This is a genomic window from Piscirickettsia litoralis, from assembly GCF_001720395.1.
Taxonomy (GTDB): Bacteria; Pseudomonadota; Gammaproteobacteria; order Piscirickettsiales; family Piscirickettsiaceae; genus Piscirickettsia; species Piscirickettsia litoralis.
On sequence record NZ_MDTU01000001.1, the window covers coordinates 1366806 to 1390559 of the forward strand.

The window sequence follows — 23754 nt, forward strand, 5'->3', positions numbered from 1 at the left end:
CTACTTTAGCAGCTGCTAAAAAAACATAATCTGGTTTTTCCTAAAGCAAAAAACTCACGCACAACTGTTTGCTGTGTTAAGTCAAGCTCATCATGGGTTCTCAACAGCAAATTATCATGACCTTGGTTTTTTAGTTGCCGAACTAGTGCAGAACCCACTAAACCCCGATGCCCCGCGACATAAATTTTTCGCTGATTTTTCCATCTTACTCTGACCCCCAACACACCTTAAAGCCCTTATCTTTTAATAGTGCATTTTTTTTAGCTTCTTCAAAATCAGCCTGTACCATCTCCTTCACCAGCTCCTCAAAAGTAATTCTCGGCTGCCAACCTAATTTTTCATGCGCTTTGCTAGGATCACACAGCAAGGTTTCTACTTCAGTAGGCCGAAAATAGCGCGGGTCTACCGCAACAATAATATTACCCTTACCATCTTTAGCAACTGCATTTTCACCTGAACCTTCCCAGCTTAAGCTTATACCCAGTTCTTGAGCAGCTAAATTCACAAATTCACGCACTGAATATTGCTTACCCGTTCCTATCACAAAGTCTTCTGGACTCTCTTGCTGTAGCATCAGCCATTGCATTTCTACATAATCTTTAGCATGACCCCAGTCACGCTTTGCCTCCACATTGCCTAAATATAAGCACTCCTGTAGCCCTAGCTTTATTTTTGCTAAGGCACGGGTGATTTTCCGGGTAACAAAAGTTTCACCACGGATTGGTGATTCATGATTAAACAAAATGCCATTACAGGCATACATGCCGTAGGCTTCACGATAATTCACCGTAATCCAATAAGCATACAACTTAGCCACAGCGTAGGGAGAGCGCGGATAAAACGGTGTTGTTTCTTTCTGAGGCACTTCTTGCACTAAACCATATAACTCAGATGTAGAAGCCTGATAAAATTTAGTCTTCTTTTCCAAGCCTAGAATACGAATGGCCTCTAAAACTCTAAGAGCACCCAAGCCATCTGCATTAGCCGTGTATTCCGGTTCTTCGAAAGAAACTTTTACATGACTTTGTGCCGCTAGATTATAAATTTCATCCGGCTGCACTTGCTGAATAATACGGATCAAACTCGTCGAATCTGTCATATCACCATAGTGTAAATAAAAAGGCTTCCCCCGCTCATGAAGATCGTGATAGAGATGGTCTATACGAGCAGTATTGATCAATGATGTGCGCCGCTTAATTCCATGAACTTCATAACCCTTTTCAAGCAAAAGTTCAGCCAAGTAAGCGCCATCTTGTCCTGTAACACCGGTAATAATCGCCTTTTTCATAACACCCCTTTAAATTACACTGTTTTTTGCCGACCATAATTTAATATGCTCGGGAATATTATTAGGCTCACATTGGTTGTTGTGATCATTACCATTCTGCCAACTCTCAATAATGTCAGAGACTAAATGACTAGGAATACTATCAACACATGTGCACTTTCTACTCTTATCGTTACACCCTGCACATTCCCTTTTAGGTGCAAGTGCCACTGCTAATTCACCAATAGGCCCCCAGCGTGTAGGTGCATGTATTTTAGTCGCAGGATACAAGCCTAAGCAATATTTTCCAAGTGCAGCAGCAATATGCAATGGCCCGGTACTTGCAGCAAGCATACCATCTATTTTTGCAAGAAAGCATACCAGCTCATTGAGCGGTAATTTACCGCATGAATTCAGCACATCTCTGTTACAGTTCTGAATAAATTGATGGCAAAGCTCTTGTTCATGTTTAGAGCCTGTTAGAATAACTTGGAAATTATCCGAAAGCTTTTCTGCTAATTCTATATATTTCTGAACTGACCAATTCCTACCTCCCGCAGACTCAGCACCAATATGCAAGACTAGCTTAAACTTATCTTTTGATAGTAAATCATTAATATTAGTTTGAACCGTATTTTCAGGCCGCTCTAGCTGAATCATATCAACAAGGCGAAACCGGTCTTTCGTTTGCAGCTTTAATGGCTTCAATAGCTCCAAGTCATACTCTGCTTCATGCTTAATCGAAGCACTACGACCACTGTTTACTAACTTGTTGCAAGAAAGAAAACTATATAGCCGGTGCGAAGTCGCTATACGTGTTTTTATTCCAGCCTTTTTTACCCAATACATGATATAACGGTGAGGCCGAGTATGGATCACAACATCCAAGTTCATTTGCCGTAATTGCTCGATCATCTGCTCATTAGTATAATACTCAGCTTCCGCAGAAATATTCAAAGCTTGAAATTCATCAACATGCGGTGAACATTGTACGATATCCTGTATATAGGAATCTCCAATAAAAACCACTTTAGCACTAGGCTCACTTTTTTTAATCGCTGCAGCTACAGGCAGAGCAACAACCGCGTCGCCTATTTTGCACTGTTTGATAATCCCTATCCGCTTATTCGCTATATTCACCTAAAAATCACTCAATCTTGCTTATTATTTTTTAACAGCATCATTTTAATGTGTCTCGAATACGTTACTTGAGCCATATAGCAACATAAAAAAAAGCCAGCTCGCCCATCCAAAAAGCCCTTTTTAAAGAAATAATTGCGCATAAAGCTCCAAAAACTGTGAAAGCAGGCTGACTTTAAATTAATTTTCTTGTATTTATACACTCGCTCAGAGGCTTCAACCGTTGTGTAGCTATTCATCTTTGCCAGAGCTTCTTCATAATCTCGATAAGAGTAGTGAATTAAAGACTCTTTAATCAGCCCAAGCTTTTCACCCTCAGCAATATGCAAATTTTCATGAATTGGCAGATCATCAAAATATGCCTTACCGTTTTGCACTAGCCGAGTAATAAAGTTATTTGCCCATAATTTCTGATGCTTAATACGATAGCCACAAAAATAATTCTCTCGACGTATTTCATAACCATGCAAGAGTGATTCTTTTGGCTGAGCTAGCATTTTTTCTATAACTTTCCTAAGCTCTGGACTCACACGCTCATCTGCATCTAAAGACAGAACCCAATCACAACTCGCTTTCGCTAAAGCACGTTGTTTCTGTTTACCAAAACCCGGCCAATCTGTTTCATAAAGCTGAACATTTTTTTCTCGACAAATATCTTGAGTGCCATCCGTACTCCCTGAATCTAGTACGATAATTTCATCTGCCCAAGACACAGAATCAATACAAGCACCTATATCATGCGCTTCATTCTTGGTAATGACAATAACACTCAACGATGCCATAACAATTCTCTAACTCACCTAAACCTCCATAGTCTACGCAGCTTAGTGACTATTTCAAGCCCGCTTCACCAATTCTTGCAATCGCGCCACCTCATCACGAAGCTTGGCAGCTTTCTCAAAATCCAGCTCTTTGGCCGCTTGCCACATCTGTTGTTCGGCTTCCGTTAGTCTCTTATTCAGTGCTTTTACATCATGTTCATCGACGATAGCCTGATGTTTTTTCTTACTGTTACTCGATGCTCGCGCGCCTTCCATAACATCTGCAATTTTCTTCTTAATACCTTTTGGCTTAATCCCATGCTTTTTATTAAAGTCTTCTTGTTTAGCACGTCGACGCTCAGTTTCAGCAATCGCTCGCTCCATAGAACCTGTGATTTTATCGGCATATAAAATCACCTGCCCATTGACATTCCGCGCCGCACGGCCCATGGTCTGAATCAATGAACTTTCAGAACGCAAAAAGCCCTCTTTATCAGCATCAAAAATCGCAACCAGGGAGACTTCTGGAATATCCAAGCCTTCTCGAAGCAAGTTAATACCCACTAGCACATCAAACACGCCTAATCGCAAATCACGAATAATTTCAACACGTTCAACAGTCTCTACATCCGAGTGTAAATAACGTACTTTAACGCCATTTTCTTCCAGATATTCGGTTAGATTCTCTGCCATCTTTTTAGTTAGCGTTGTAATTAAAACACGCTCAGATTTCTGCGCTCGCATTTTAATTTCTGACAACACATCATCGACTTGGCTTGCCACAGGGCGAATATTGATTTTAGGGTCCAAAAGTCCTGTCGGTCTGACCACTTGCTCATGAATTAATGCATCAACTTGAGCTTCATATTTGGCCGGCGTAGCTGAGACGAATACCATTTGCGGCGCAAGCTTTTCAAACTCTTCAAACTTCATTGGGCGATTATCCAAAGCTGAAGGTAGGCGAAAACCATATTCAACCAAATTTAATTTTCTCGAACGATCGCCTTTATACATCGCCCCTAATTGCGGCACGGTTACATGGGATTCATCGATGACAAGCAGTGCGTTATCGGGCAAATAATCAAAAAACGTCGGTGGCGCATGCCCTGGAGCACGCCCAGATAAATAACGTGAATAGTTCTCAATACCACTGCAATAGCCTAACTCGATCATCATTTCAATATCAAATAGCGTTCTTTGCTCTAAGCGCTGTGCTTCGACGAGTTTATCTTGTGAACGTAAATTTTCTAAGCGTTCTTTCAACTCATCTTTAACCTGATCGATCATCTCTAAAATACGATCCCGCGAGGTGACATAATGGCTTTTTGGATAAATCGTTGCACGCGGTACTTTCCTTAAGACTTCTCCCGTTAATGGATCAAATAAAGTAATTTTATCAACTTCATCATCAAATAACTCAATACGTACGGCTTCTTTATCAGAATCCGCCGGATAGACATCGATGACATCTCCGCGCACCCGATAATGTCCACGTTCAAAAGCCATATCATTGCGGGTATATTGAAGCTCGGCTAAGCGCCTTAGAACACTGCGTTGATCGATTTGCTCGCCCTCTGAAATATGCAGCATCATTTTCAAATACATCCGCGGATCACCCAAACCATAAATGGCTGAGACAGTCGCAACAACAATAACGTCCGAACGTTCTAATAAGGCTTTCGTTGCCGATAAGCGCATCTGCTCAATATGGTCATTAATCGAGGCATCTTTCTCGATAAAAGTATCCGAGGCCGGCACATAAGCTTCTGGCTGATAATAATCATAATAAGAGACAAAATATTCAACCGCATTATTCGGGAAAAACTCTTTCATCTCACCATAAAGCTGGGCAGCAAGAGTCTTGTTATGAGCTAAAATCAAAGTAGGCCGCTGCACCTGCTCAATCACATTAGCCACAGTAAACGTCTTACCTGAGCCGGTAACGCCTAACAGCGTTTGGTGCATGAGTCCATCATTTAAGCCATCGACAAGGCCGGCAATGGCAGCGGGTTGATCACCTGCAGGAGAAAATTTGCTTTGTAATTGAAACTGTTTTGCTGCCATTTTTCAACTCTTTTATGTTATCGTTAGTACAGATTTTACACCAATAAGATTAAAAAATTTAAGGAATAAAAAACCATGAAACCCGCATCACGTCTTGCTCAAATCAAGCCCTCTCCAACCCTGGCTTTGAATGCTAAAGCCAAAGAATTACGTGCTCAAGGCCAGCCAATTATCAATTTAAGCGTCGGCGAACCTGACTTCGACACCCCAGAGCATATCAAACAAGGGGCTATCGCCGCAATTAACGCTGGTAAGACCAAATACACCGCCCCGGACGGCACACCCGAGTTAAAAGCTGCGATTATCAATAAATTCAAGCAAGAAAACCAACTCGACTACCAACCGAGTGAAATCATCGTCTCAGCCGGCGCCAAACACAGTTTATATAACATCGCTCAAGCATTGATTGATGAAGGCGATGAAGTGATTATTCCAGCCCCTTACTGGGTGTCTTATCCAGACATTGTCATGCTCGCAGGCGGTAAACCCGTTATTGTTGAAGCAAGTTTTGAGCAAAATTTTAAAATCACAGCAGAGCAACTTGAAAAGGCCATTACACCTAAAACTAAATTCGTCATCATCAACAGTCCTTCTAACCCAACAGGCATGGACTATAGCCTAGCTGAGTTAAAAGACTTAGCTGATGTTTTGAAAAAACACTCTCATGTAAACATTATCAGCGATGATATTTATGAGCATATCCGTTGGTCAGATCAACCTTTTGTGAACATCCTCAATGCTTGTCCTGAACTTAAAGACCGTACGCTCATCGTCAATGGTGTTTCCAAAGGCTATGCGATGACCGGCTGGCGCATTGGTTATATCGCAGGGCCTAAGATTGCCATCACGGCTATGCGTAAAATTCAATCACAAAGCACCTCTAACCCTTGTTCTGTCGCTCAAGAAGCAGCACGTACCGCGCTAGAAGATAGCACCAGCATTTCTTGCATCAATGAGATGGTCAAAGAATTTAAAAAACGCCATGACCTCGTGACTAGCCGCTTAAACACTATTTCTGGCATGCGCTGCTTAGGCGTGGAAGGAACCTTCTACGCCTTTGTTAACGTCGATGGCGTGATTGCTGGGCGAGATGATATTAATAGTGACTCTGAGCTTGCTGAGCTATTACTAAACGAAGCTAATGTTGCTAGCGTGCCTGGCAGCGCTTTTGGAAGCCCTGGACATTTACGCTTATCTTATGCCTTAGATGAAGCGACTTTAACCCAGGCTTTAGATCAGATAGAAAAAGCATTGAGTTAACATAATTGCACACCAAATCGGCAGTGCTAATATTACGTGCTGCCATTCATACAGACCCTCAATACTTTTGAAAACTAAAAATCACAATGACACAACAAAGATTAAATATTATTTTTATTGCTGACAGCTTGCATGGCGGCGGTTCAGAAAGAGTTTTATTAAACACAGCAAACATGTTTCAAAAGTCTGGACACAACTGCCATATTCTCTTAGTGAGACATATCATAGAAATGGCGCTGCCAGAAAATGTTCAAATCCATACGTTCAAGCTCACCGATTACTTGCGCCCTAAATTTATCCAAGAGTTTTGTATACAAAAAAAATCAAAAAATTAGAAAAAAAACTAGGCAAGATCGATCTCATTTTATCAAACTTTACCAGCACGCGGCCCTTTCTTTCTAAACGTCTAGAAAAAAACACTTATTACTGGCTACACTTTGACTATAAAAATTCTCTAGAGAACAAGAAAAAGCAGTCTAAAAAAGAATTCATCAAATTCAAAAAAAAATTATATAAAAAACATACTGATAAAAACATCATTTGTGTGTCTAGAGGCGCAGAAGAAACTTTACTCAATTATATCCAGGCCAAACCAAGCTCTAGCCAAGTTATTTACAACCCTTTTGATATCAATCAGATTCGCAGCTTAGCACGAGCAAGTAACCCCGAGATCCCAAGCAAACCCTACATTTTACATCCTGCACGCTTTGATATCGCACAAAAGCGTCATGACATACTTTTCCAAGCATTCTCACAACTAAAAACAAATCACTTGCTTGTTTTGCTGACCAAAGAAAGTGAAAAACTAACCGCCTTGATAAAAGAATACAAGTTATCAGATAGAGTCATTGTATCCGGCTTTCAGCATAACCCTTATCCCTGGTTCAAACAAGCGAATTTAACTGTCTTAAGCTCAGACTGGGAAGGACTGCCTTCTGTAATTATCGAATCTCTAGCCGTCGGCACACCAGTTGTATCAACAGACTGCCCCTCAGGCCCGAGAGAAATATTAACCGAAGAACTTTCTCAGTGGTTAACCCCGATAAGGGACCCCGAATCTTTAGCACAAAAAATAGCAAAAGCCCTTGAATCAAACATTCAAATTCAATCAACAGCAATCACACCATTTAGCGATAAAGAAATACTAAAACAATATATTCAACTGACACAGCCAATAACATCATGAATATCTTATTTATTAGCAAAAGCCTAACAGGCGGCGGCTCCGAAAGAGTACTTATCAATATCGCACATATGCTAAAAGAGCGAGGGTTCACCTGCCATATCTTACTTTTAAACAAGCAAATAGAATTTGAAGTTGACTCTGATGTTTCAATCGACACTGCCCATTGCGCCGCTAAACTCAGATTTAAACCAATACATGAAATTTGTTTGGCAACTAAAATTTTACAATTAGAAAAAAAATCGGCGGCTTTGACCTTATACTTTCTAACTACACAACCACTGGGAAAAGTTTTCTCCCTAAGCCTCTGAGGAAAAAACTCTATTACTGGCTCCACCTTAACTACAGCGCTGAGCTCAATAGAAAAAAAAGCATTTCAAAACAACATCTCCTTAAATTTATGCAAAGCCTCAATAAGCGTTTTTCAAAAATCAGGTCATCTCGGTCTCAGAGGGAGCTAAAACAAGCTTAGTTAACCAAGCAAAGTGCTCTCCTGATTTTATTCAAACGATTTACAATCCATTTGATATAGAACAAATTAGAGCACTTTCAAAGGCATTACCTCCCAACATTCCAAGGCAACCTTTCTTAATTCATGCCGCACGCTTCAATCACGATAAACGTTTTGACTTACTTCTTGAGGCCTACTCCAAGCTCAAGTCGAAACACAAACTTATTTTACTCACAGAAAACTGCCAAGAACTAAAAAGTTTAGTGAACCAATATCGCTTAAATGATCAAGTCATTATTGCTGGTTTTCAAAAAAACCCCTATCCCTGGTTTAAAGCAGCAGATTTAACTCTTCTTTGCTCAGATTTCGAAGCATTACCGACTGTACTCATCGAATCCCTCATCTGCGGCACCCCTGTTGTCTCCACTGATTGCCCTTCAGGGCCCAGAGAGATTCTAACTGGCGAGCTAAACCGATGGTTAGTGCCACCAGGCAATCCAGATGCTTTAGCCAATAAAATTGAAGAAGCGCTATCCACTGATATTGAAATCGACGAACAGCTCATTCAGCGCTTTAGTAGCGATATCATTATTCCTCAGTATCTAGCACTGATAGAGCGATCCAGGTATAAACCTAAGACTTAAGAAATAATCAGGATAAACCCCTTGACTTTATAAGAAGATTTACATAAAATCTTCCCTCGTTGGCAGATCCCCGATAGCTCAGTTGGTAGAGCAAATGACTGTTAATCATTGGGTCGCAGGTTCGAGCCCTGCTCGGGGAGCCACTTAAAATTTTGATAAGATTATTCCCTGATAGCTCAGTTGGTAGAGCAAATGACTGTTAATCATTGGGTCGCAGGTTCGAGCCCTGCTCAGGGAGCCACTTTCTCGAAGAAACTCCTAATTTTGTATCCCTTACTTCTTGCTACTTTTTTTCATTCATTAGTCACTAAATTCTTCAGCTGCTTGATATGCGCTTGCTGATCCAATTGATACCAATCAATAAAATCACTAGTCACGTTAAATTTTTTCTGTACGGCTTGCTGGATGACTAAAGCAATAGACTCTGGTGTCACTTCATTAACCACCAACCCCAAACCATCAGCAATCAGTTCTTTTGCACCAACCTTGCTGGAGATAATCACCGGTGTCCCACACGCCAGAGCTTCTGGCACAACCAAGCCAAAAGGCTCAGAATGAGAAGGCAACACCATAAAGTCAGCTGCAGTGTATAAACCCGGCATATCATCAACAAAGCCCAAAGAGCGAATATTGCTCGCAGTAACATCAATGGGGTCACCTGCAATCAGTAGCTCAAATTGCCCCTCAGGCAGCAGCTTCATTGCTTCGATTAACTCGTAGGTTCCTTTGCGTTTATGCCCTGTTGAGGGAATCACCAACGTTACTTTTCCTAGGCTACAACCAAATTGCTCCCTTAGTGCTGCTCGATCAGCCTGTCGAGAGCGACTAAATCGCTCAGTATCTATCGGCGGATAAAGCATTTTCACTTTGTCTTCTTTTAATGAATATAGCTCAAGCAAGTCTTGTGCAATTTTCTTTGAGTGAGCAATGACATACTTGACCTCATTAAAACCACGCATTTCAAAATATAAACGCATGCCGCCTAATACGCCTGATCTTTTATTGAGGTCTCGAAGATAGGCAAGATAACTCCCTCCACAAACCATCAAATCCTGCCCCCAAGAGCGCATTAAGCTGATAGAAAGATCATACTCAGACCAATCAATTCGCTTCATCAGCAAGGTAAATACATATTTTCTTAATTTTCTGGGCAACCACCACAGCTTCGTTTGCTTGACGGTTAATCCCACCGGAATCTGTAGGTTCCCATCTTTTTTATAGACATAAAGATCAACAGTATCACCGGCCGCCCGAAACCCATCGATCAAATCGAAAAGATAACGCTCCATCCCCCCTTTGCGTTTATATTGATGATGAACAATAGCAATTCTCATTATTATTCCCTGTTATTTTTTGATTGTTAGGCGGCAAGAAAGCAAAACGATAATAAAACGGTGCTTGCCCAGGCTTAGCACGCAACCAAGATACTTTACTAACGGGCAATACAATTAAATTAGGATAACGCTCTAATAAATATTCAGGGAAACCTGCGCGAGGATCCGGTGAGTCTTTAGTCATTAAAATAAAAGCTGCGCCTTTTTCTCTAAAGTCTTTCATATTAACCCACGGGCTCCAAGTTGAATCCCAACCAATCAAAGCCTGCGGTCGATCCTTTGAATAACGCGCCATATAACTCACCGCCTTATTTGGCCCTGCCACATAAGATAACTTAGTTTGATAACGTTGGTACCAATCTGCTGTCATTTTTGCAGCAATTTCTCGTACAGGGAAATTTGCGCTGCTGTGAGAACCTCTTTTCGTTAAGGACAGAGTGTATCCCAAGCCGATTAATAGTGTCACAACGGCCACAGCGATTAAAAAGCGCTCTAGCTTCGCACAAGTTAGATAGGGCTGAATCATCGCCACCACCACCAGCCCCCAAAGCGACTGAATCGGTGTACCCCACATGGTGTTTAGCTTCCAACCAAAAGCAATAGAAGCTAGCAGTGTCAATACAAATGGCCCAAAACCAACTATCCACAAAAAATTCTGATCAAAAGCGTTTAGTTTTTTCTTTTGGTTAATAAAACCACAGCTAAGATCAAAACTCGGTGACCCTAACCAATCACTCTTGCCTTTCTTGCCCATCACCACAAAAGCAAAAAGTACACAAGCACCTAAAAACGTAAACAATTGAGCAAAGAAAAAATGCAAGGCATAGCCGATATGCCGCTCTAGAAAACTTGCGTGATTATCAACCTTACCAAAGGAATATGTCAAAGTGATGTAATCATGATGCGGCAGCCAAATAAAATGCGGTGCGATAACAACACTAAAGACCAATAAGGCAATATAAACCCCTTTAGACTTAAAACAAGCTCGCCCTGTAGGAGTAGAGAGCATAAAAATCAGCATGGCCAATAATGGCAAAGCAGTATAATACTTTGCCATTAGACCTAAACCTGAAAAAATACCAAGCAAAATCCAGTGTTTTAAGCGATTTGTTGTGCAAGCTCGATACAAATAAAGCGCCATCAACGGCCACAAGGCAATTTCACAAACATTATCATTAAAATCCACGGCCGCAATATTGTAATATTGCAAACCGAATAAAACTAGAACAGCAATTAAAGCCAGCCAAGGCGATAAAATTATTTTACCAAGACGCCAAACTGACCAAAACGCAGCGCCCACAGCAAGCTGTGAAAACAAATAAATCGACCAATCATGGTTATTGCTAATCGTTAAAGCAAGACGTGTTAGCCAGGCATTAAGCCAAGGGTCTCGCGTATAGCCCCAGGTTAGGTACTGCCCCCACATCGCCCCTTCAGTAGAGTCCATCGGCGTGACGTGACGCACAACAGTCGGCAATAAAAACCACAATAACATCTCTGCGAGCACGAAGGTCCAAAACCAGCGCGTAGGTGACCACTGTTTAAAATTCACATCATACTCCTAAAAACTGGCCCTGATTATGCCCTATCCACTGTAAAGGAAACGACCTCATCAAGCCTTTCACTCTCTGTCGCTAACATCACCAAACGATCCACCCCCAAGGCGACTCCTGCACACGCTGGTAGCCCCGACTCTAATGCCGACAATAATCGCTCATCCAGGGGAATATCACGAGGTAAATTATGATGCTGGCGCTCGATCAAATCATTTTCAAAACGTCGACGCTGCTCTTTCGCATCGGTCAATTCATGAAAGCCATTCGCAAGCTCAACACCATTCACATAAACTTCAAAACGCTCAGCAACAGCGCCGCCTTCTTTTTCATTCACTTTTGCCAAAGCAGCCTGGGAAGCAGGAAAATCAAATAAAAAACAAGGCTGACTCATACCCAAGTGAGGCTCTATATATTCAGCTAGTAATAATTGCAACCAGGTATCTTTATCTGCCTGATCTAGCCCAATAACTGTTAAGCCTTTATTATCCGCACAAACCTTTAATTCATCTAAACTTGCCTGATGTGGGTTTAAATCTAAATATTTTTCAAAAGCCATTTGATAGCTTAAATATTCGGCTTTGCCACATTTTAATATCAACTGCAAAAAGTTCATCCATCTCAGCCATCAGCTCAATATGACTAAAGCCAATACGATACCATTCAAGCATGGTGAACTCAGGGTTATGATAACGCCCCTGCTCATCTTGACGAAAGGATTTACAAACCTGGTAAATCGACCCAAAACCTGCAGCGAGCAGACGCTTCATGGCAAATTCGGGCGAAGTCTGCAAATACATTTTCTGCCCTGAAAGCCCCACCTGAATCGAGTGTAATTGCACATCTGTTACTGTCGCCTGCGAAAGCAGAGGGGTTTCAACTTCTAATACATCACGCTCTGCAAAAAATTGCCGGATCTGTGCTAAACACTCGGCACGTTTTTTTAATTTAGAAGCTGTTGCATTGGGCTGCCATAAAGTCATCATTACTCTATTTTTTAAATCAATTTAAAGTAGAAAGAAAATATAAATATACATACAAGCGCATGAGAACAAAAAAGAGCAATCAACATTGCTCTTTCTTTTCATCAATGACTTATAGTTAAGTCAACTTATTTGCTAACGCGACCGACATATTCGCTTTTGCGTGTATCAACTTTTACTGTTTCACCAATCTGAACAAATAAAGGTACACGCACAACCGCCCCCGTTTCGAGTGTCGCAGGTTTTCCACCGCTGCCCGAAGTATCCCCTTTTAGACCAGGATCAGTATCCGTCACTTCCAGCTCAGCAAATTTTGGTGGTTCAACGGATAAAGGTTGGCCATTCCAAAGCGTTAACACACACTCTTCTTGGCCTTTCAGCCACTTCTCAGTCTCACCTACACCTTCTTTATTCATCACATACTGCTCAAAGCTGTTCGGCTCCATAAAGTGCCACTCTGCGCCATCGCTGTACAAGAATTGCACGTCGGTTTCCATCACATCCGCCGCTTCTACAGACTCACCCGACTTATAAGTACGTTCTAAGACACGACCTGTTTTCAAGTTACGCAGCTTCACACGATTAAAAGCTTGTCCTTTCCCAGGCTTCACAAATTCATTTTCAATAATCGAACAAGGGTCATTATCAATAATTAACTTTAGACCACCTTTAAATTCGCTGGTATTATATGTTGCCATTTACACCTCTTTCAAAATCTACACAGGGCTATAATACTGGATGGTTAGCATAATACACGGTTCTGTCCCGAAAGTGCAGGGGCAAGCTTGGCAAAGTGAACTAAAAAGCGCATTTAGATGCCCAAAAAAGCTATTAAGTTATTTAGAGCTTGATCCTGAACGCTACCTGGCAGGAGCCAAAAGAGGTCACCAACTCTTTCAAACCGTCGTGCCATTAAGCTTTGCTAAACGCATAGAAAAAAGCAACCCACACGACCCTTTACTACTGCAAGTTTTGCCCACAGAGCAAGAAACAGCGCTAATCCCAAGCTACAGCCCTGACCCGCTTCAAGAAAATAATTACAGCCCAGTCAAAGGGTTACTTCACAAATATCATAACCGAGTCCTATTTATCACCAGCGGCAACTGTGCCGTCAATTGCCGTTATTGCTTTCGTCGCCACTTCCCTTATGACGAGAACAATCCAGGCAAAACTGGCTGGTTAAAAGCGATTGATTATATTAAGAATCACTCTGAAATAGACGAGGTCATTTTAAGCGGTGGCGACCCTCTCAGCCTAAAGGATAGCGCGCTTGATTGGCTTATCCAACGGCTTGAAACAGTAGCTCATTTAAAATATTTAAGAATACACAGCCGCTTCCCTGTTATGATTCCAAGCCGTATCACCGATGGCCTGATTGATGTTTTAAGAAAAACTCGCTTTATCAGCACGCTAGTCATTCATAGCAATCACCCGCACGAAATCAGTGATTCAGTCAGTACAGCATTATTAAAGCTTAGAGATTCAGGAATAACCGTGCTTAATCAAGGCTTGTTATTAAAAAACATCAATGATAGCAGTGAAATTTTAATCGATCTTAGCCATCGCTTATACCAATCCGGTGTATTGCCTTACTATTTACACTTATTTGACCCAGTACAAGGTGCTGCTCATTTTGATACAACAAAAGAAAAGGCTAAAACATTAATCGAAGAGATGATGAGAAAATTACCCGGTTACCTGGTCCCTAAGCTGGCCTATGAAGAGCCAGGCCGTGCTTATAAAGTTACATTAACGCCCTTTAATTAGACCGGCTGCTGCTCCTTCACCCCTTCACTGCCATCTTGATCAATATCCTCTTCATGCTCAGCGGCGTCAATTGCAGAAGCATCAATAGTAAATTGGTTCACCAGCTTCATTAAGTGCTTAGCCCCTTGCGATAAATCTTTAGCCGACTCAGAAGCATCATGCGTTCCATCTTTCAGCTGATCAATTTCTGATAAAGTCTCTTGCATGTAGTTTTTCACTTCAGTGGTCGATGCTGTTTGTTCAGAAACCGCCGCCGCAATCTCATCGGTCGCACTTGTTACATCTGTAATAGAAGTCACGATCTCATCAAGCATCTCTCCGGCACGCGTGACTTCCTGGACCCCTGCATCCACGCGCTTTACGCCCTCATTCATCTGTTCAACCGACTGCTGAACTTCGGTTTGAATCGAACGTATCACAGGAGCGACCTCATCTGTCGCCTCTGCCGTGCGTATAGCAAGCTTTCTCACCTCATCTGCCACAACCGCAAAACCACGACCCTGCTCCCCAGCACGCGCCGCCTCAATGGCTGCATTTAGAGCAAGCAAGTTAGTTTGACTTGCAATCGTATTAATCGTCTCTATCACACTATTAATCGACTCACCGAGCTCACCCAGAGTACGAATACTCGTCGCACTTTTATTCACCGCATCACTGATGCTATGCATGCTTTCGATGTTGTTCTTAACGATACTACCGCCAGATTGAGCCGTCTTTACCGACTGAGTTGCTTGAGTTGCCGCTCCTCCAGCGAGCTTTTCTACATTAGCGATCGAGCGCTGAACTTCGGCAACAGAATCACCAACAGAGCGCAAGCGATCAGCCTGCACATCCATATGGTCAGCAAGCTCACTGTTAATTGTCTCGATGCGATCAGAACCACGGTTAATACTCGTCGCTCTACTGGCAACAGCCGCAATAATTGTATGAATTTTATCAACAAATAAATTAAAGCCCTTACCTAAGTCACCGATCTCATCCGCTGATTTTGTTTCAACACGCTGAGTCAAATCGCCTTCTCCTGCGGCAATATCATTAATTGCATCAGAGATTTGTTGAAGCGGCTGAATAACAATTCGACGCAGCAATAACGATAAGCAAAGCAACAAAACGATATTTAAGATAATAATTTCAAAAACTATTGCCACCAATCGAGAATTTAACTTAGCAATCACCGCACTTTTATCAATGTATAAAAATAATTCACCTAAGTTATTGATCTCACCATCGCTATCATAAATAACCGCTTGTTTTTTCATCTCATAATTGAGTTTTGTTTTTTTCGACGAATGGCTTTAGTTTCTTACCTTCCTTATAGAAACCAAAACGAGGCTCATCAGGAGCCTTAATCGCAATCCCTGCAACTGATTTTGACAACATTTCAGACTTTAATAGAGCGGCAAGTTGCTCTTGGTCAGCATTCCACATCGGTTCTGCAGAGCTACGCGCCAAACGATTAGCAGTGAGCTTCATCTCATCACCCAACTGCTCAAATAGGGTCGAACGATAGTCTCGATAGCTTAAAATTCCAGAAATGATCAATGTCGCCGTCAATACCACAATGAGCGCTGCGTAAATTTTCAGCTGTAAGCTCTTCCCCAAACCCCACATAAAACGCACTTCCAATGTTATGCACTGCGACTAACAACAATTATCGGCACATGACCCAATTATCTTTAAGCCTAGACTAAAAATAGGCAAAAATGCCAGACAGCATCACGGCAACTGACTGGCACCTCGACTCAATTGAAAGGCTTTCTGGCTTAACTTATTGGTTCTGCCTGCTCGAACTCACCACCAACAGGATTTTCCAACGCACTCGTCGCTGTTTTAGCTTCTTCCATTTCCTCAATGTACTGCATCGTTTTGCCAACGAGTGCTTGTGTTCCCACACCATCTAAGGCTGAGATTTCAAAGACAGGTCCTTGCCAACCAAGCCCTTCAAGAATATGTGCAATCCATTCTTTTTGCTGATCCTCAGGCAATAAATCTGTTTTATTCAGCACTAACCAACGTTCACGAGCAGCGAGTTCTGGGCTGTACTTTTCAAGCTCTGCCACAATCGCTCGTGCAGCATCCACAGGATCGTCATCAACAGGATTAACGTCAACCACATGCCAAAGCAAACGCGTCCGTGCCACATGGCGCAAGAACCTTAACCCTAGACCTGCACCTTCTGCTGCTCCCTCAATGAGACCCGGGATATCTGCAACCACAAAACTCTGGCTCACACCGACACGAACCACACCTAAATTTGGATGCATCGTTGTAAAAGGATAGTTTGCAACCTTAGGCTTAGCCGCCGAAATCGCACGAATCAGGGTGGACTTGCCAGCATTTGGATAGCCTAATAAGCCGACATCGGCCAGCACTTTTAGCTCAAGCTTAAGTTTACGCACCTCACCTGGCGTCCCATTCGTGCATTGGCGTGGCGCACGATTTAAACTACTTTTAAAGCGCACATTACCTAAGCCTCGAAAGCCGCCTTGAGCCACCAATAAACGCTCACCATCCTTAACCAGCTCACCTAAAGTTTCCTCTGTCTCAACATCAATAACCACTGTTCCCTGAGGCACTTTAAGGACAAGGTCATCACCACATTTACCAGTACAGTTACGCGTCTGACCTTTCTCACCGTCTTCAGCAAGGTATTTGCTCACAAAACGAAAATCGGCCAAGGTGTTATAGGCTCGATCCGCTTCTAAATAAACACTGCCACCGTGGCCACCATCACCGCCATTCGGCCCGCCGTACTCGACATATTTCTCACGACGAAAGCTGCAAATACCATTGCCACCTTTACCTGCATGGACTGTAATCAGCGCTTCATCGACAAATTTCATCTCTTATTACCCTAATTTCTATATAAATAAGCTACAAGCTCAACAGATTCAATAACACAATACGACTATTTAACTCATGTAAAGTTCAAATTTTTTAAGCTTCATTAAGCTTTTAAACACAAAAAAGCCCCATCAGATAGGGGCTTTTTAAACGCATGTAATGCCTGTTTTACTCAGCAACGATGCTCACAAACTTGCGCTTGTGTGGACCTTTGATTTCAAACTGAACACGACCATCTGCCTTAGCAAATAGGGTGTGATCCTTACCACAGCCTACATCAGTACCGGCGTGAAAACGTGTTCCGCGCTGACGTACTAAAATGTTACCTGCTTTTACAACTTGGCCGCCGAAGCGTTTCACGCCTAAGCGTTTCGATTCCGAATCGCGACCGTTCCGGGTACTACCACCGGCTTTTTTAGTTGCCATGACGAACTACCTCTTAATTAACCTTGAATTCCGGTGATCTTAACCGCAGTATACCACTGGCGGTGACCCATTTGACGACGTGAGTTTTTACGACGACGGAATTTGATGATCTGAATTTTACGGCCTTTAGCATGCTCTAAAACTTCAGCTGTAACTTTCGCATTCTCAACAGTTGGTGTACCTACCTTTAGGCTCTCACCTTCACCCACCATCAATACTTGATCAAATTCAACACTCGCGCCTTGATCTTTTTCAATTTTTTCGATTTTGAGGATCTGGCCCTCTTTAACTCGATACTGTTTTCCGCCGCTCTTGATGACCGCGTACATAACCCTAGACTCCAAATATGGAAGCACACCCGATTCAGCTTAAATAGAGCGCGCATCAAAATTTCTAAATATTTAAGCGAAGCTATTTTATAGGATATCTAAAAAGGATACAACCCCTTTCCTTTTCCCCCTGAGCTCGTTAACATAAGCTTAAATTGGGTAGCTTGCTGTCTGTAAAATTACAGCCTGTGTGCAAATACTATACATATTAAAATGGCTAGAACATAGAGTATGTCAATTACACTAAAAGAAGTTAAGCAAATTGTCAGCGAAGATTTAGCAGCAACAGATCAGCTTATTATTGAAAGCTTGAGTTCTGATGTCGCGCTCGTTGATCAAATCGGCCACTATATCACAAATAGCAGTGGTAAACGGTTACGTCCTCTACTCGTTCTTCTTGCTGCAAAATCAGTCAATTACAATGGTAAGGCCCATATAAAATTAGCCGCCGTCATCGAATTTATCCATAACGCGACCCTACTTCATGATGATGTTGTAGACGAATCCGATATGCGTCGTGGCAATAAAACAGCTAATGTAGTATGGAATAACGCAGCTAGCATTTTAGTCGGCGACTTTCTTTATTCACGCGCCTTTCAACTAATGACTGAAGTTGGCATCATGCGCGTGATGCAAGTGCTTGCAGATGCGACCAATCAAATTGCTGAAGGCGAGGTCTTGCAGCTTATGCACTGCAACAATCCAGATACCTCAGAGCAAGACTATTATAAAGTCATTGAACGTAAAACAGCCACACTCTTTGCGACCGCCTGTAAGCTTGGTGCCATTATCAACGATAATGACAGCGATACTGAAAACGCATTAGGGCAATATGGCTTACACTTAGGCAATGCCTTTCAAATCATAGATGACGTTCTCGACTATTCAGCAGACAGCAACGCCATGGGCAAAAACTTGGGAGACGACCTAGCCGAAGGCAAACCGACACTGCCCTTAATTTATGCGTTAGCAAACAGCCAAGGCACCGCACAACAACAAATTCATCAAGCCATTACCAGCGGTGGTCTGGAGCATCTTGAGCAAATTCTACAAACAATTAAGCATACTGGCGCACTCGGTTACGCAAGAGACCAAGCCCATCACCAAGCCTCCCTTGCAATCAGAGCACTCGAACCACTGCCATTAACACCCTATAAACAAGCACTGGTTCAAATTGCCGAATTATCACTACAGCGTAACAGCTAAAAACTCATTTTTAACCATTAATAATTAGCAATCACATGAAAACCCTATCAGAATCCAACAAAAATAGACTACTAAACAGTATTCGCAATATTCCAGACTACCCAAAGCCTGGCATTTTGTTTAAAGATATTTCCACCTTACTCAATGACCATACTGCGTTTTCTCTACTCATTGACCATCTTTGTGATTATTATCAGGATCAAAAAATCGACTTTGTCGCTGGCATCGAAAGCCGTGGCTTTATCTTCGGTGCAATTTTGGCCTATAAGCTAAACGCAGGTTTCGTTCCTATTCGCAAACCCGGCAAGCTACCCAGCCAAACCTATCAAAGCGAATACGCGCTCGAGTATGGCACCGATACTTTAGAAATCCATCAAGACGCTTTTCGTGATATAAAATCTGCAAAAGTATTAGTCACCGATGACCTGATCGCGACAGGCGGTACAGCGCAAGCGGCACTAAAACTCATTGAAAAAGCCGGTGGGCAGTGCATAGGCGCATGCTTTGCTATCGCACTACACACTCTGCCAGGCTATCAAGCCCTCTCCAAGCTCACTTCTGTTTACAGTGCATTAGACGGCTAAGATGGCAAAGCCATAGATCTCACGGTATAGTGTAATTATAAGCAGTTAATAATCAGTGCATTGCACATGGATGATAAATATTTACGCTATACCTTAATCATGCTGATAACCGGCCTATTTTCTGGTTATAGCCTTGCCCAAACCACGATACATAGCGAAACACCTTCCCGCACCAACCCAGCGGAGCTGATCGATAATGCAAGTACACTAATTAAGCAAAAACGCTATAAACAAGCGAAAGCCATCTTTCAACTCATAAACCCCCAAACACTGCCTGCTGAAACACGCTTAACTTATTTACTAAAAAAAACACAATTATACTTAGCAAATCACCAAGCCAAGCAGGCTTTAAGTACTTTACAACAGCTTTCACCCCAACGCTTAACCGCCAATAACAAGCGCCAATATTACGAACTCAAAGCCAGTGCGTATAGCCAAGTTAATAATGTATTTGAAACGATTAAAACTAGAATCTCTTTAGGGGATTGGTTAGTCAGTGCAGATGAAATTAAACGCAATCAAGCCATCATCTGGAACGAAGTTGGCCAACTATCAAAACCAGCATTAAGGGAACTTAACCCGAACATTCCCGGCGACCCCACCAGCGCCTGGATGGCCCTTGCATTGATCTACAAAACCCATGAAAAACACCCAGAGCAATTACAAGACCAACTCAAACAATGGCAAAAAGCCTTTCCACAAACATTATCCATTGACACTTTGCCCTATGAAATTCAATCAGCACTCTCAAAGCGTTTTTGGAAAATCAATAAAATCGCCTTATTGCTTCCAAGCACTGGCCCTTATAAAGAAGCAGCCAAGGCAATAAAGCAAGGCGTTCTCACCGCCTATTATCAATCTATGGGCGCGCGGCCCACTCTAGAAATTTATGATACAAATAGCGGTAAACAGGCTTACTCTGTTTACCAACAAGCCATTAAAGAAGGAGCGAACCTCATTATTGGCCCACTCAGTAAACACGCCGTTCAAAGCCTTCAATACCAAAAAATATCCATCCCAACCCTTGCTCTCAATAAGCCAGGCACGAAGCCGAACACTCCTTACCCTCGAGACCTCTACTATTTTAGCCTATCGCCCACCTACGAAGCAGAACAAGCCGCAGATCGCGCCTGGCAAGAAGGTTATCAAAATGCAATCATGCTAACGCCAAATACGGTTCACGGAAAAAGCATTGCCACAGCATTTAAGACGCGCTGGCAAAAGCTCGGCGGCCAGATAAAAAACAGCATGGTTTTCTCATCTCCTCAAGCCATCCATTATGGCTTGAGCAGCCTACTTAAAGTCAGGCAAAGTCAAGATCGTTACAGAAAATTAAGCCGCTTATTAGAAAGCCCACTGCAATTCCAGCCACGCCCAAGAAAAGATATCGATTTCTTATTTTTCGCTGCACGCAACCAAGAAGCGATGCAAATCAAACCACTACTACGCTTTTATTTTGCCGACAAACTTCCTGTCATCAGCTTATCCAATGCCTACACTGGCAATACCGCCGTTAACAGCGATTTAGACGACATTAAAATCATGATCACCCCCTGGTCTTTGGCTAACAACAATAAACTGCAACAACAACTAAACTATGCGAGCCAAATTTGGAATAACACTCTGCGCAATAACAATCTGTTTGCTTTGGGTCTGGATGTCTATGATTTGGCTATGCATATTAACCGAATCCAGAACCATCCGAACTATGTGATGAGAGGCATGACCGGAACACTCAGTCTAAGCCGTCACAATATTATTCGCCCCCACTTAACCTGGGTCACTTATAAAAACGGCAAAGTCCAGACTCTTGTCCAACCTGGAATTCTATCTTCTCGTGCGTACTAAAGGATTTAATGCAGAAAGACAAGCATTGAATTATCTTAAAAGGCAAGGCTTAACCCTCATCTCTCAAAACTACAGCTCACGCTTTGGTGAAATTGACTTAATCATGCAAGGAAAAGCAGAAATCATCTTTATTGAAGTGCGCTATCGAAAAAATAACAACTTCGGTAGCCCTGCGGCAACAGTCAACTTTAAAAAACAACAACGCATTATTAAAACCGCTTATAGCTACCTAAACTCATTGCCCTTCACCCCTCCATGTCGTTTCGATGTCATTGCGATCACAGCCTCAGAACTCGAGTGGATTCAAGACGCTTTTCAGGTATAATCATGGATTGATTAAACAAAAGGTTAAGCAGGCAATATGATAGAGCGGATAGAACAACAATTTCATGAAAGTATTGCAGCCAAAGAGCAAGCTTTAGCCGAATTACCCACAATTATTGCAGGCGCTGCTGCTCTGATCGTGCAAGCCCTCATTGACGGCCATAAAGTTTTAACTTGTGGCAATGGCGGCTCGGCGGGTGATGCCCAACACTTTTCATCAGAAATGCTTAATCGCTACGAGAGAGAACGGCCAGAGCTTCCCGCAATTGCATTGACAACAGACACATCAACTTTAACGGCAATCGCCAATGATTATGATTACAATCAAGTATTCTCCAAGCAAATTCGAGCCTTAGGCAACAGCGGTGATATCTTACTTGCCTATACAACAAGCGGCAATTCTAAAAATATTTTAACCGCCATTCAAGCCGCTCAAGAGCGTGATATTAAAGTCATTGCAGTAACCGGCCGTGATGGCGGCGAAGTTAGCAAAATGCTAAGCGAAGAGGACCTCGAAGTGCGCGTGGCAGCCGATAAAACCGCTCGCATCCAAGAAACACACTTGCTTATTACTCACTGCTTGTGTGATGCGATTGATAATACTTTATTTGGCAACAGCTAAATAAACCACCATAGAAACAATCATTCAGTTACATTTTTGCAAGAATTAAGCAACATAAAAAAAGAGCGTTAACGCTCTTTTTTATTTAACAACTCGTAAAAAGGATCGGTCCGTCTTCTTTACGGTTCCAGCACCCTTCGACGCTTGTTCAGGTGGCGGTGCAATATCACGCCCATCCCCTTCGTTTACCCACATACCTGGGCCATCATCACGAGAATACACACCCATATTATTCTCACGCGCATACAAAGCAAGCACCGCATTAATCGGCACATAAATACGACGCAACACACCACCAAACCCCGCAGAAAAGTGAATACAGCTCTCTTCGATTTCCAGCTCATTCACCGCAGCAGGTGCGAGATTTAAAATAATCTTGCCCTTATCAATATACTCTTCGGGCACATCAACATCGTCGAGTGTCGCATCCACCAACAAATAAGGCGTTAACTGATGAGCCACGATCCAGTCATAAGAAGAACGAATCAAATAAGAACGTAATAATGCCATACCCGCTCCCCTTTAATCACGATATTCACGTTCAAGGTCAGAAAGACTTGCTTGAAAAGCATCACGCGCAAATAAACGATCACAATAGGCGTTCAATGCTTTTGATCGGGCAGGAATTTCAACTCCCAAGCGCGGCAAACGCCACAATAAAACACCTAAACTGCAATCGACCAAAGTAAATTCTTCACTTAGAAAATACTCTTTTTCAGCAAATACCGGCTCAAGCGAGACCAAACTTTCTTGCAGTGCCTTACGCGCTTTTTTCACTTCAGTAGCACTGCCTGACATAATTTTTGCCATGTGCGTATACCAGTCGTAATCTATACGGTGCAGCATTAAACGGTTTTGTGCACGTGCGACTGGATAAACAGGCATCAGCGGTGGATGAGGGAAACGCTCATCTAAATATTCCATAATAATCCGTGATTCATAAAGAACCAGGTCACGATCAACTAAGGTAGGCGCTTGGCCGTATGGATTAAGATCAATTAAATCTTCAGGTTTATTATTTAGGTCAACTTCAATAATTTCAACAGCCGCTCCTTTTTCAGCCAACACGTGACGCACACGATGTGAAAACGGGCACTCTTGATTCGAATACAGCGTCATGACAGAACGCTTGCTTGTTACCGTTGCCATACTCCCTCCAAAAGA

Annotated in this window: 28 protein-coding genes and 2 tRNA genes; 13 read left to right on the forward strand and 17 right to left on the reverse strand. The window is 42.4% G+C overall.

Features of this window, described 5'->3' with window-relative positions; translation table 11 throughout:
- Nucleotides 1-5: 5 nt before the first annotated feature.
- From BGC07_RS24135 to uvrB, 5 genes are read right to left on the reverse strand one after another with little or no spacing between them, the layout of a single operon-like run.
- Nucleotides 6-224, reverse strand: coding sequence for an NAD-dependent epimerase/dehydratase family protein (locus BGC07_RS24135; protein ID WP_317135122.1), 219 nt, complete (start codon nt 222-224; stop codon nt 6-8).
- Nucleotides 206-1288, reverse strand: coding sequence for a GDP-mannose 4,6-dehydratase (gmd, locus tag BGC07_RS06605; RefSeq protein ID WP_069312450.1), 1083 nt, complete (start codon nt 1286-1288; stop codon nt 206-208). The genes BGC07_RS24135 and gmd overlap by 19 nt, the downstream gene beginning before the upstream one ends.
- 9 nt (nt 1289-1297) lie before the next feature.
- Nucleotides 1298-2407 (reverse strand): glycosyltransferase family 9 protein, encoded by a 1110-nt coding sequence (locus tag BGC07_RS06610; RefSeq protein WP_069312451.1) that lies wholly within the window; start codon nt 2405-2407, stop codon nt 1298-1300.
- 11 nt (nt 2408-2418) lie between these two features.
- On the reverse strand, nt 2419-3189 hold the full coding sequence (locus BGC07_RS06615; protein WP_069312452.1) for a glycosyltransferase family 2 protein: 771 nt from the start codon (nt 3187-3189) through the stop codon (nt 2419-2421).
- A 54-nt stretch (nt 3190-3243) separates the two neighbouring features.
- Nucleotides 3244-5232 (reverse strand): excinuclease ABC subunit UvrB, encoded by a 1989-nt coding sequence (uvrB, locus tag BGC07_RS06620; protein ID WP_069312453.1) that lies wholly within the window; start codon nt 5230-5232, stop codon nt 3244-3246.
- A 75-nt stretch (nt 5233-5307) separates the two neighbouring features.
- Here uvrB and BGC07_RS06625 point away from each other — a divergent pair, with 75 nt between their 5' ends.
- The 7 genes from BGC07_RS06625 to BGC07_RS06650 all read left to right on the forward strand — a co-directional run bounded on the left by BGC07_RS06625 (nt 5308) and on the right by BGC07_RS06650 (nt 9011).
- A complete protein-coding gene (locus BGC07_RS06625; RefSeq protein ID WP_069312454.1) occupies nt 5308-6492 on the forward strand; it encodes a pyridoxal phosphate-dependent aminotransferase in 1185 nt (394 codons plus the stop codon).
- Between the two features lie 86 nt (nt 6493-6578).
- Nucleotides 6579-6827 carry a hypothetical protein gene (locus tag BGC07_RS21990; protein ID WP_235603000.1) on the forward strand — a complete coding sequence of 83 codons (249 nt, stop codon included), beginning with the start codon at nt 6579-6581 and terminating at the stop codon, nt 6825-6827.
- The gene (locus BGC07_RS06630; RefSeq protein ID WP_235603001.1) at nt 6800-7678 is read left to right on the forward strand and encodes a glycosyltransferase; all 879 of its coding nucleotides are present in this window, start codon (nt 6800-6802) and stop codon (nt 7676-7678) included. The genes BGC07_RS21990 and BGC07_RS06630 overlap by 28 nt, the downstream gene beginning before the upstream one ends.
- Entirely contained in the window at nt 7675-7986 is a 312-nt protein-coding gene (locus BGC07_RS21995; RefSeq protein WP_069312455.1) for a glycosyltransferase family protein, read from the forward strand. The genes BGC07_RS06630 and BGC07_RS21995 overlap by 4 nt, the downstream gene beginning before the upstream one ends.
- 280 nt (nt 7987-8266) lie before the next feature.
- A complete protein-coding gene (locus BGC07_RS19355) occupies nt 8267-8770 on the forward strand; it encodes a glycosyltransferase (protein ID WP_235603375.1) in 504 nt (167 codons plus the stop codon).
- Nucleotides 8771-8837: 67 nt separating this feature from the next.
- Nucleotides 8838-8913 (forward strand) — tRNA-Asn (locus BGC07_RS06645).
- Nucleotides 8914-8935: 22 nt separating this feature from the next.
- Nucleotides 8936-9011: transfer RNA gene (locus BGC07_RS06650), tRNA-Asn, on the forward strand.
- A 52-nt stretch (nt 9012-9063) separates the two neighbouring features.
- Here BGC07_RS06650 and BGC07_RS06655 read toward each other — a convergent pair.
- The 5 genes from BGC07_RS06655 to efp all read right to left on the reverse strand — a co-directional run bounded on the left by BGC07_RS06655 (nt 9064) and on the right by efp (nt 13338).
- The gene (locus BGC07_RS06655; protein ID WP_069312457.1) at nt 9064-10104 is read right to left on the reverse strand and encodes a glycosyltransferase family 4 protein; all 1041 of its coding nucleotides are present in this window, start codon (nt 10102-10104) and stop codon (nt 9064-9066) included.
- The gene (locus BGC07_RS06660; RefSeq protein WP_069312458.1) at nt 10073-11656 is read right to left on the reverse strand and encodes a glycosyltransferase family 39 protein; all 1584 of its coding nucleotides are present in this window, start codon (nt 11654-11656) and stop codon (nt 10073-10075) included. Before BGC07_RS06660 ends, BGC07_RS06655 begins: the two co-directional genes overlap by 32 nt.
- Nucleotides 11657-11682: 26 nt before the next feature.
- A complete protein-coding gene (locus BGC07_RS22000; protein ID WP_235603002.1) occupies nt 11683-12216 on the reverse strand; it encodes an amino acid--tRNA ligase-related protein in 534 nt (177 codons plus the stop codon).
- Nucleotides 12206-12643: an amino acid--tRNA ligase-related protein gene (locus tag BGC07_RS22005; RefSeq protein WP_235603003.1), complete on the reverse strand. Its 438-nt coding sequence runs from the start codon at nt 12641-12643 to the stop codon at nt 12206-12208. The genes BGC07_RS22000 and BGC07_RS22005 overlap by 11 nt, the downstream gene beginning before the upstream one ends.
- Before the next feature lie 125 nt (nt 12644-12768).
- Complete coding sequence (gene efp / locus BGC07_RS06670) at nt 12769-13338, reverse strand: elongation factor P (protein ID WP_069312459.1); 570 nt, start codon at nt 13336-13338, stop codon at nt 12769-12771.
- A 40-nt stretch (nt 13339-13378) separates the two neighbouring features.
- Between efp and epmB the strand changes: the two genes are divergently transcribed.
- On the forward strand, nt 13379-14407 hold the full coding sequence (epmB, locus tag BGC07_RS06675) for an EF-P beta-lysylation protein EpmB (protein WP_069312460.1): 1029 nt from the start codon (nt 13379-13381) through the stop codon (nt 14405-14407).
- Here epmB and BGC07_RS06680 read toward each other — a convergent pair.
- The 5 genes from BGC07_RS06680 to rplU form a co-directional block, all read right to left on the reverse strand.
- On the reverse strand, nt 14404-15666 hold the full coding sequence (locus BGC07_RS06680; protein WP_235603004.1) for a methyl-accepting chemotaxis protein: 1263 nt from the start codon (nt 15664-15666) through the stop codon (nt 14404-14406). The two genes, epmB and BGC07_RS06680, sit on opposite strands and share 4 nt — an antisense overlap.
- 1 nt (nt 15667) lies before the next feature.
- Nucleotides 15668-16018, reverse strand: coding sequence for a hypothetical protein (locus BGC07_RS22010; RefSeq protein ID WP_235603005.1), 351 nt, complete (start codon nt 16016-16018; stop codon nt 15668-15670).
- A 152-nt stretch (nt 16019-16170) separates the two neighbouring features.
- Nucleotides 16171-17250 (reverse strand): Obg family GTPase CgtA, encoded by a 1080-nt coding sequence (cgtA, locus tag BGC07_RS06685; RefSeq protein ID WP_077216795.1) that lies wholly within the window; start codon nt 17248-17250, stop codon nt 16171-16173.
- A gap of 169 nt (nt 17251-17419) precedes the next feature.
- Nucleotides 17420-17677, reverse strand: a complete 258-nt coding sequence (gene rpmA / locus BGC07_RS06690) for a 50S ribosomal protein L27 (RefSeq protein WP_069312461.1) — start codon at nt 17675-17677, stop codon at nt 17420-17422.
- Between the two features lie 17 nt (nt 17678-17694).
- Nucleotides 17695-18006 (reverse strand): 50S ribosomal protein L21, encoded by a 312-nt coding sequence (rplU, locus tag BGC07_RS06695; RefSeq protein ID WP_069312462.1) that lies wholly within the window; start codon nt 18004-18006, stop codon nt 17695-17697.
- 231 nt (nt 18007-18237) lie between these two features.
- On the opposite strand from rplU, the gene BGC07_RS06700 reads away from it, so the two are divergent.
- The 5 genes from BGC07_RS06700 (at nt 18238) to BGC07_RS06720 (ending at nt 22590) form a co-directional block, all read left to right on the forward strand.
- Entirely contained in the window at nt 18238-19212 is a 975-nt protein-coding gene (locus tag BGC07_RS06700; RefSeq protein WP_069312463.1) for a polyprenyl synthetase family protein, read from the forward strand.
- A 35-nt stretch (nt 19213-19247) separates the two neighbouring features.
- A complete protein-coding gene (locus tag BGC07_RS06705; RefSeq protein WP_069312464.1) occupies nt 19248-19796 on the forward strand; it encodes an adenine phosphoribosyltransferase in 549 nt (182 codons plus the stop codon).
- A 66-nt stretch (nt 19797-19862) separates the two neighbouring features.
- Nucleotides 19863-21644 (forward strand): penicillin-binding protein activator, encoded by a 1782-nt coding sequence (locus BGC07_RS06710; RefSeq protein WP_069312465.1) that lies wholly within the window; start codon nt 19863-19865, stop codon nt 21642-21644.
- Complete coding sequence (locus BGC07_RS06715; protein WP_077216796.1) at nt 21634-21969, forward strand: YraN family protein; 336 nt, start codon at nt 21634-21636, stop codon at nt 21967-21969. The genes BGC07_RS06710 and BGC07_RS06715 overlap by 11 nt, the downstream gene beginning before the upstream one ends.
- Nucleotides 21970-22005: 36 nt before the next feature.
- Nucleotides 22006-22590 (forward strand): phosphoheptose isomerase, encoded by a 585-nt coding sequence (locus BGC07_RS06720; protein ID WP_069312466.1) that lies wholly within the window; start codon nt 22006-22008, stop codon nt 22588-22590.
- Between the two features lie 81 nt (nt 22591-22671).
- Here BGC07_RS06720 and BGC07_RS06725 read toward each other — a convergent pair whose 3' ends face one another.
- Nucleotides 22672-23100, reverse strand: a complete 429-nt coding sequence (locus BGC07_RS06725) for a stringent starvation protein B (protein WP_069312467.1) — start codon at nt 23098-23100, stop codon at nt 22672-22674.
- Nucleotides 23101-23112: 12 nt separating this feature from the next.
- Nucleotides 23113-23739: a stringent starvation protein SspA gene (gene sspA, locus BGC07_RS06730; RefSeq protein ID WP_069312468.1), complete on the reverse strand. Its 627-nt coding sequence runs from the start codon at nt 23737-23739 to the stop codon at nt 23113-23115.
- Nucleotides 23740-23754: the final 15 nt, after the last annotated feature.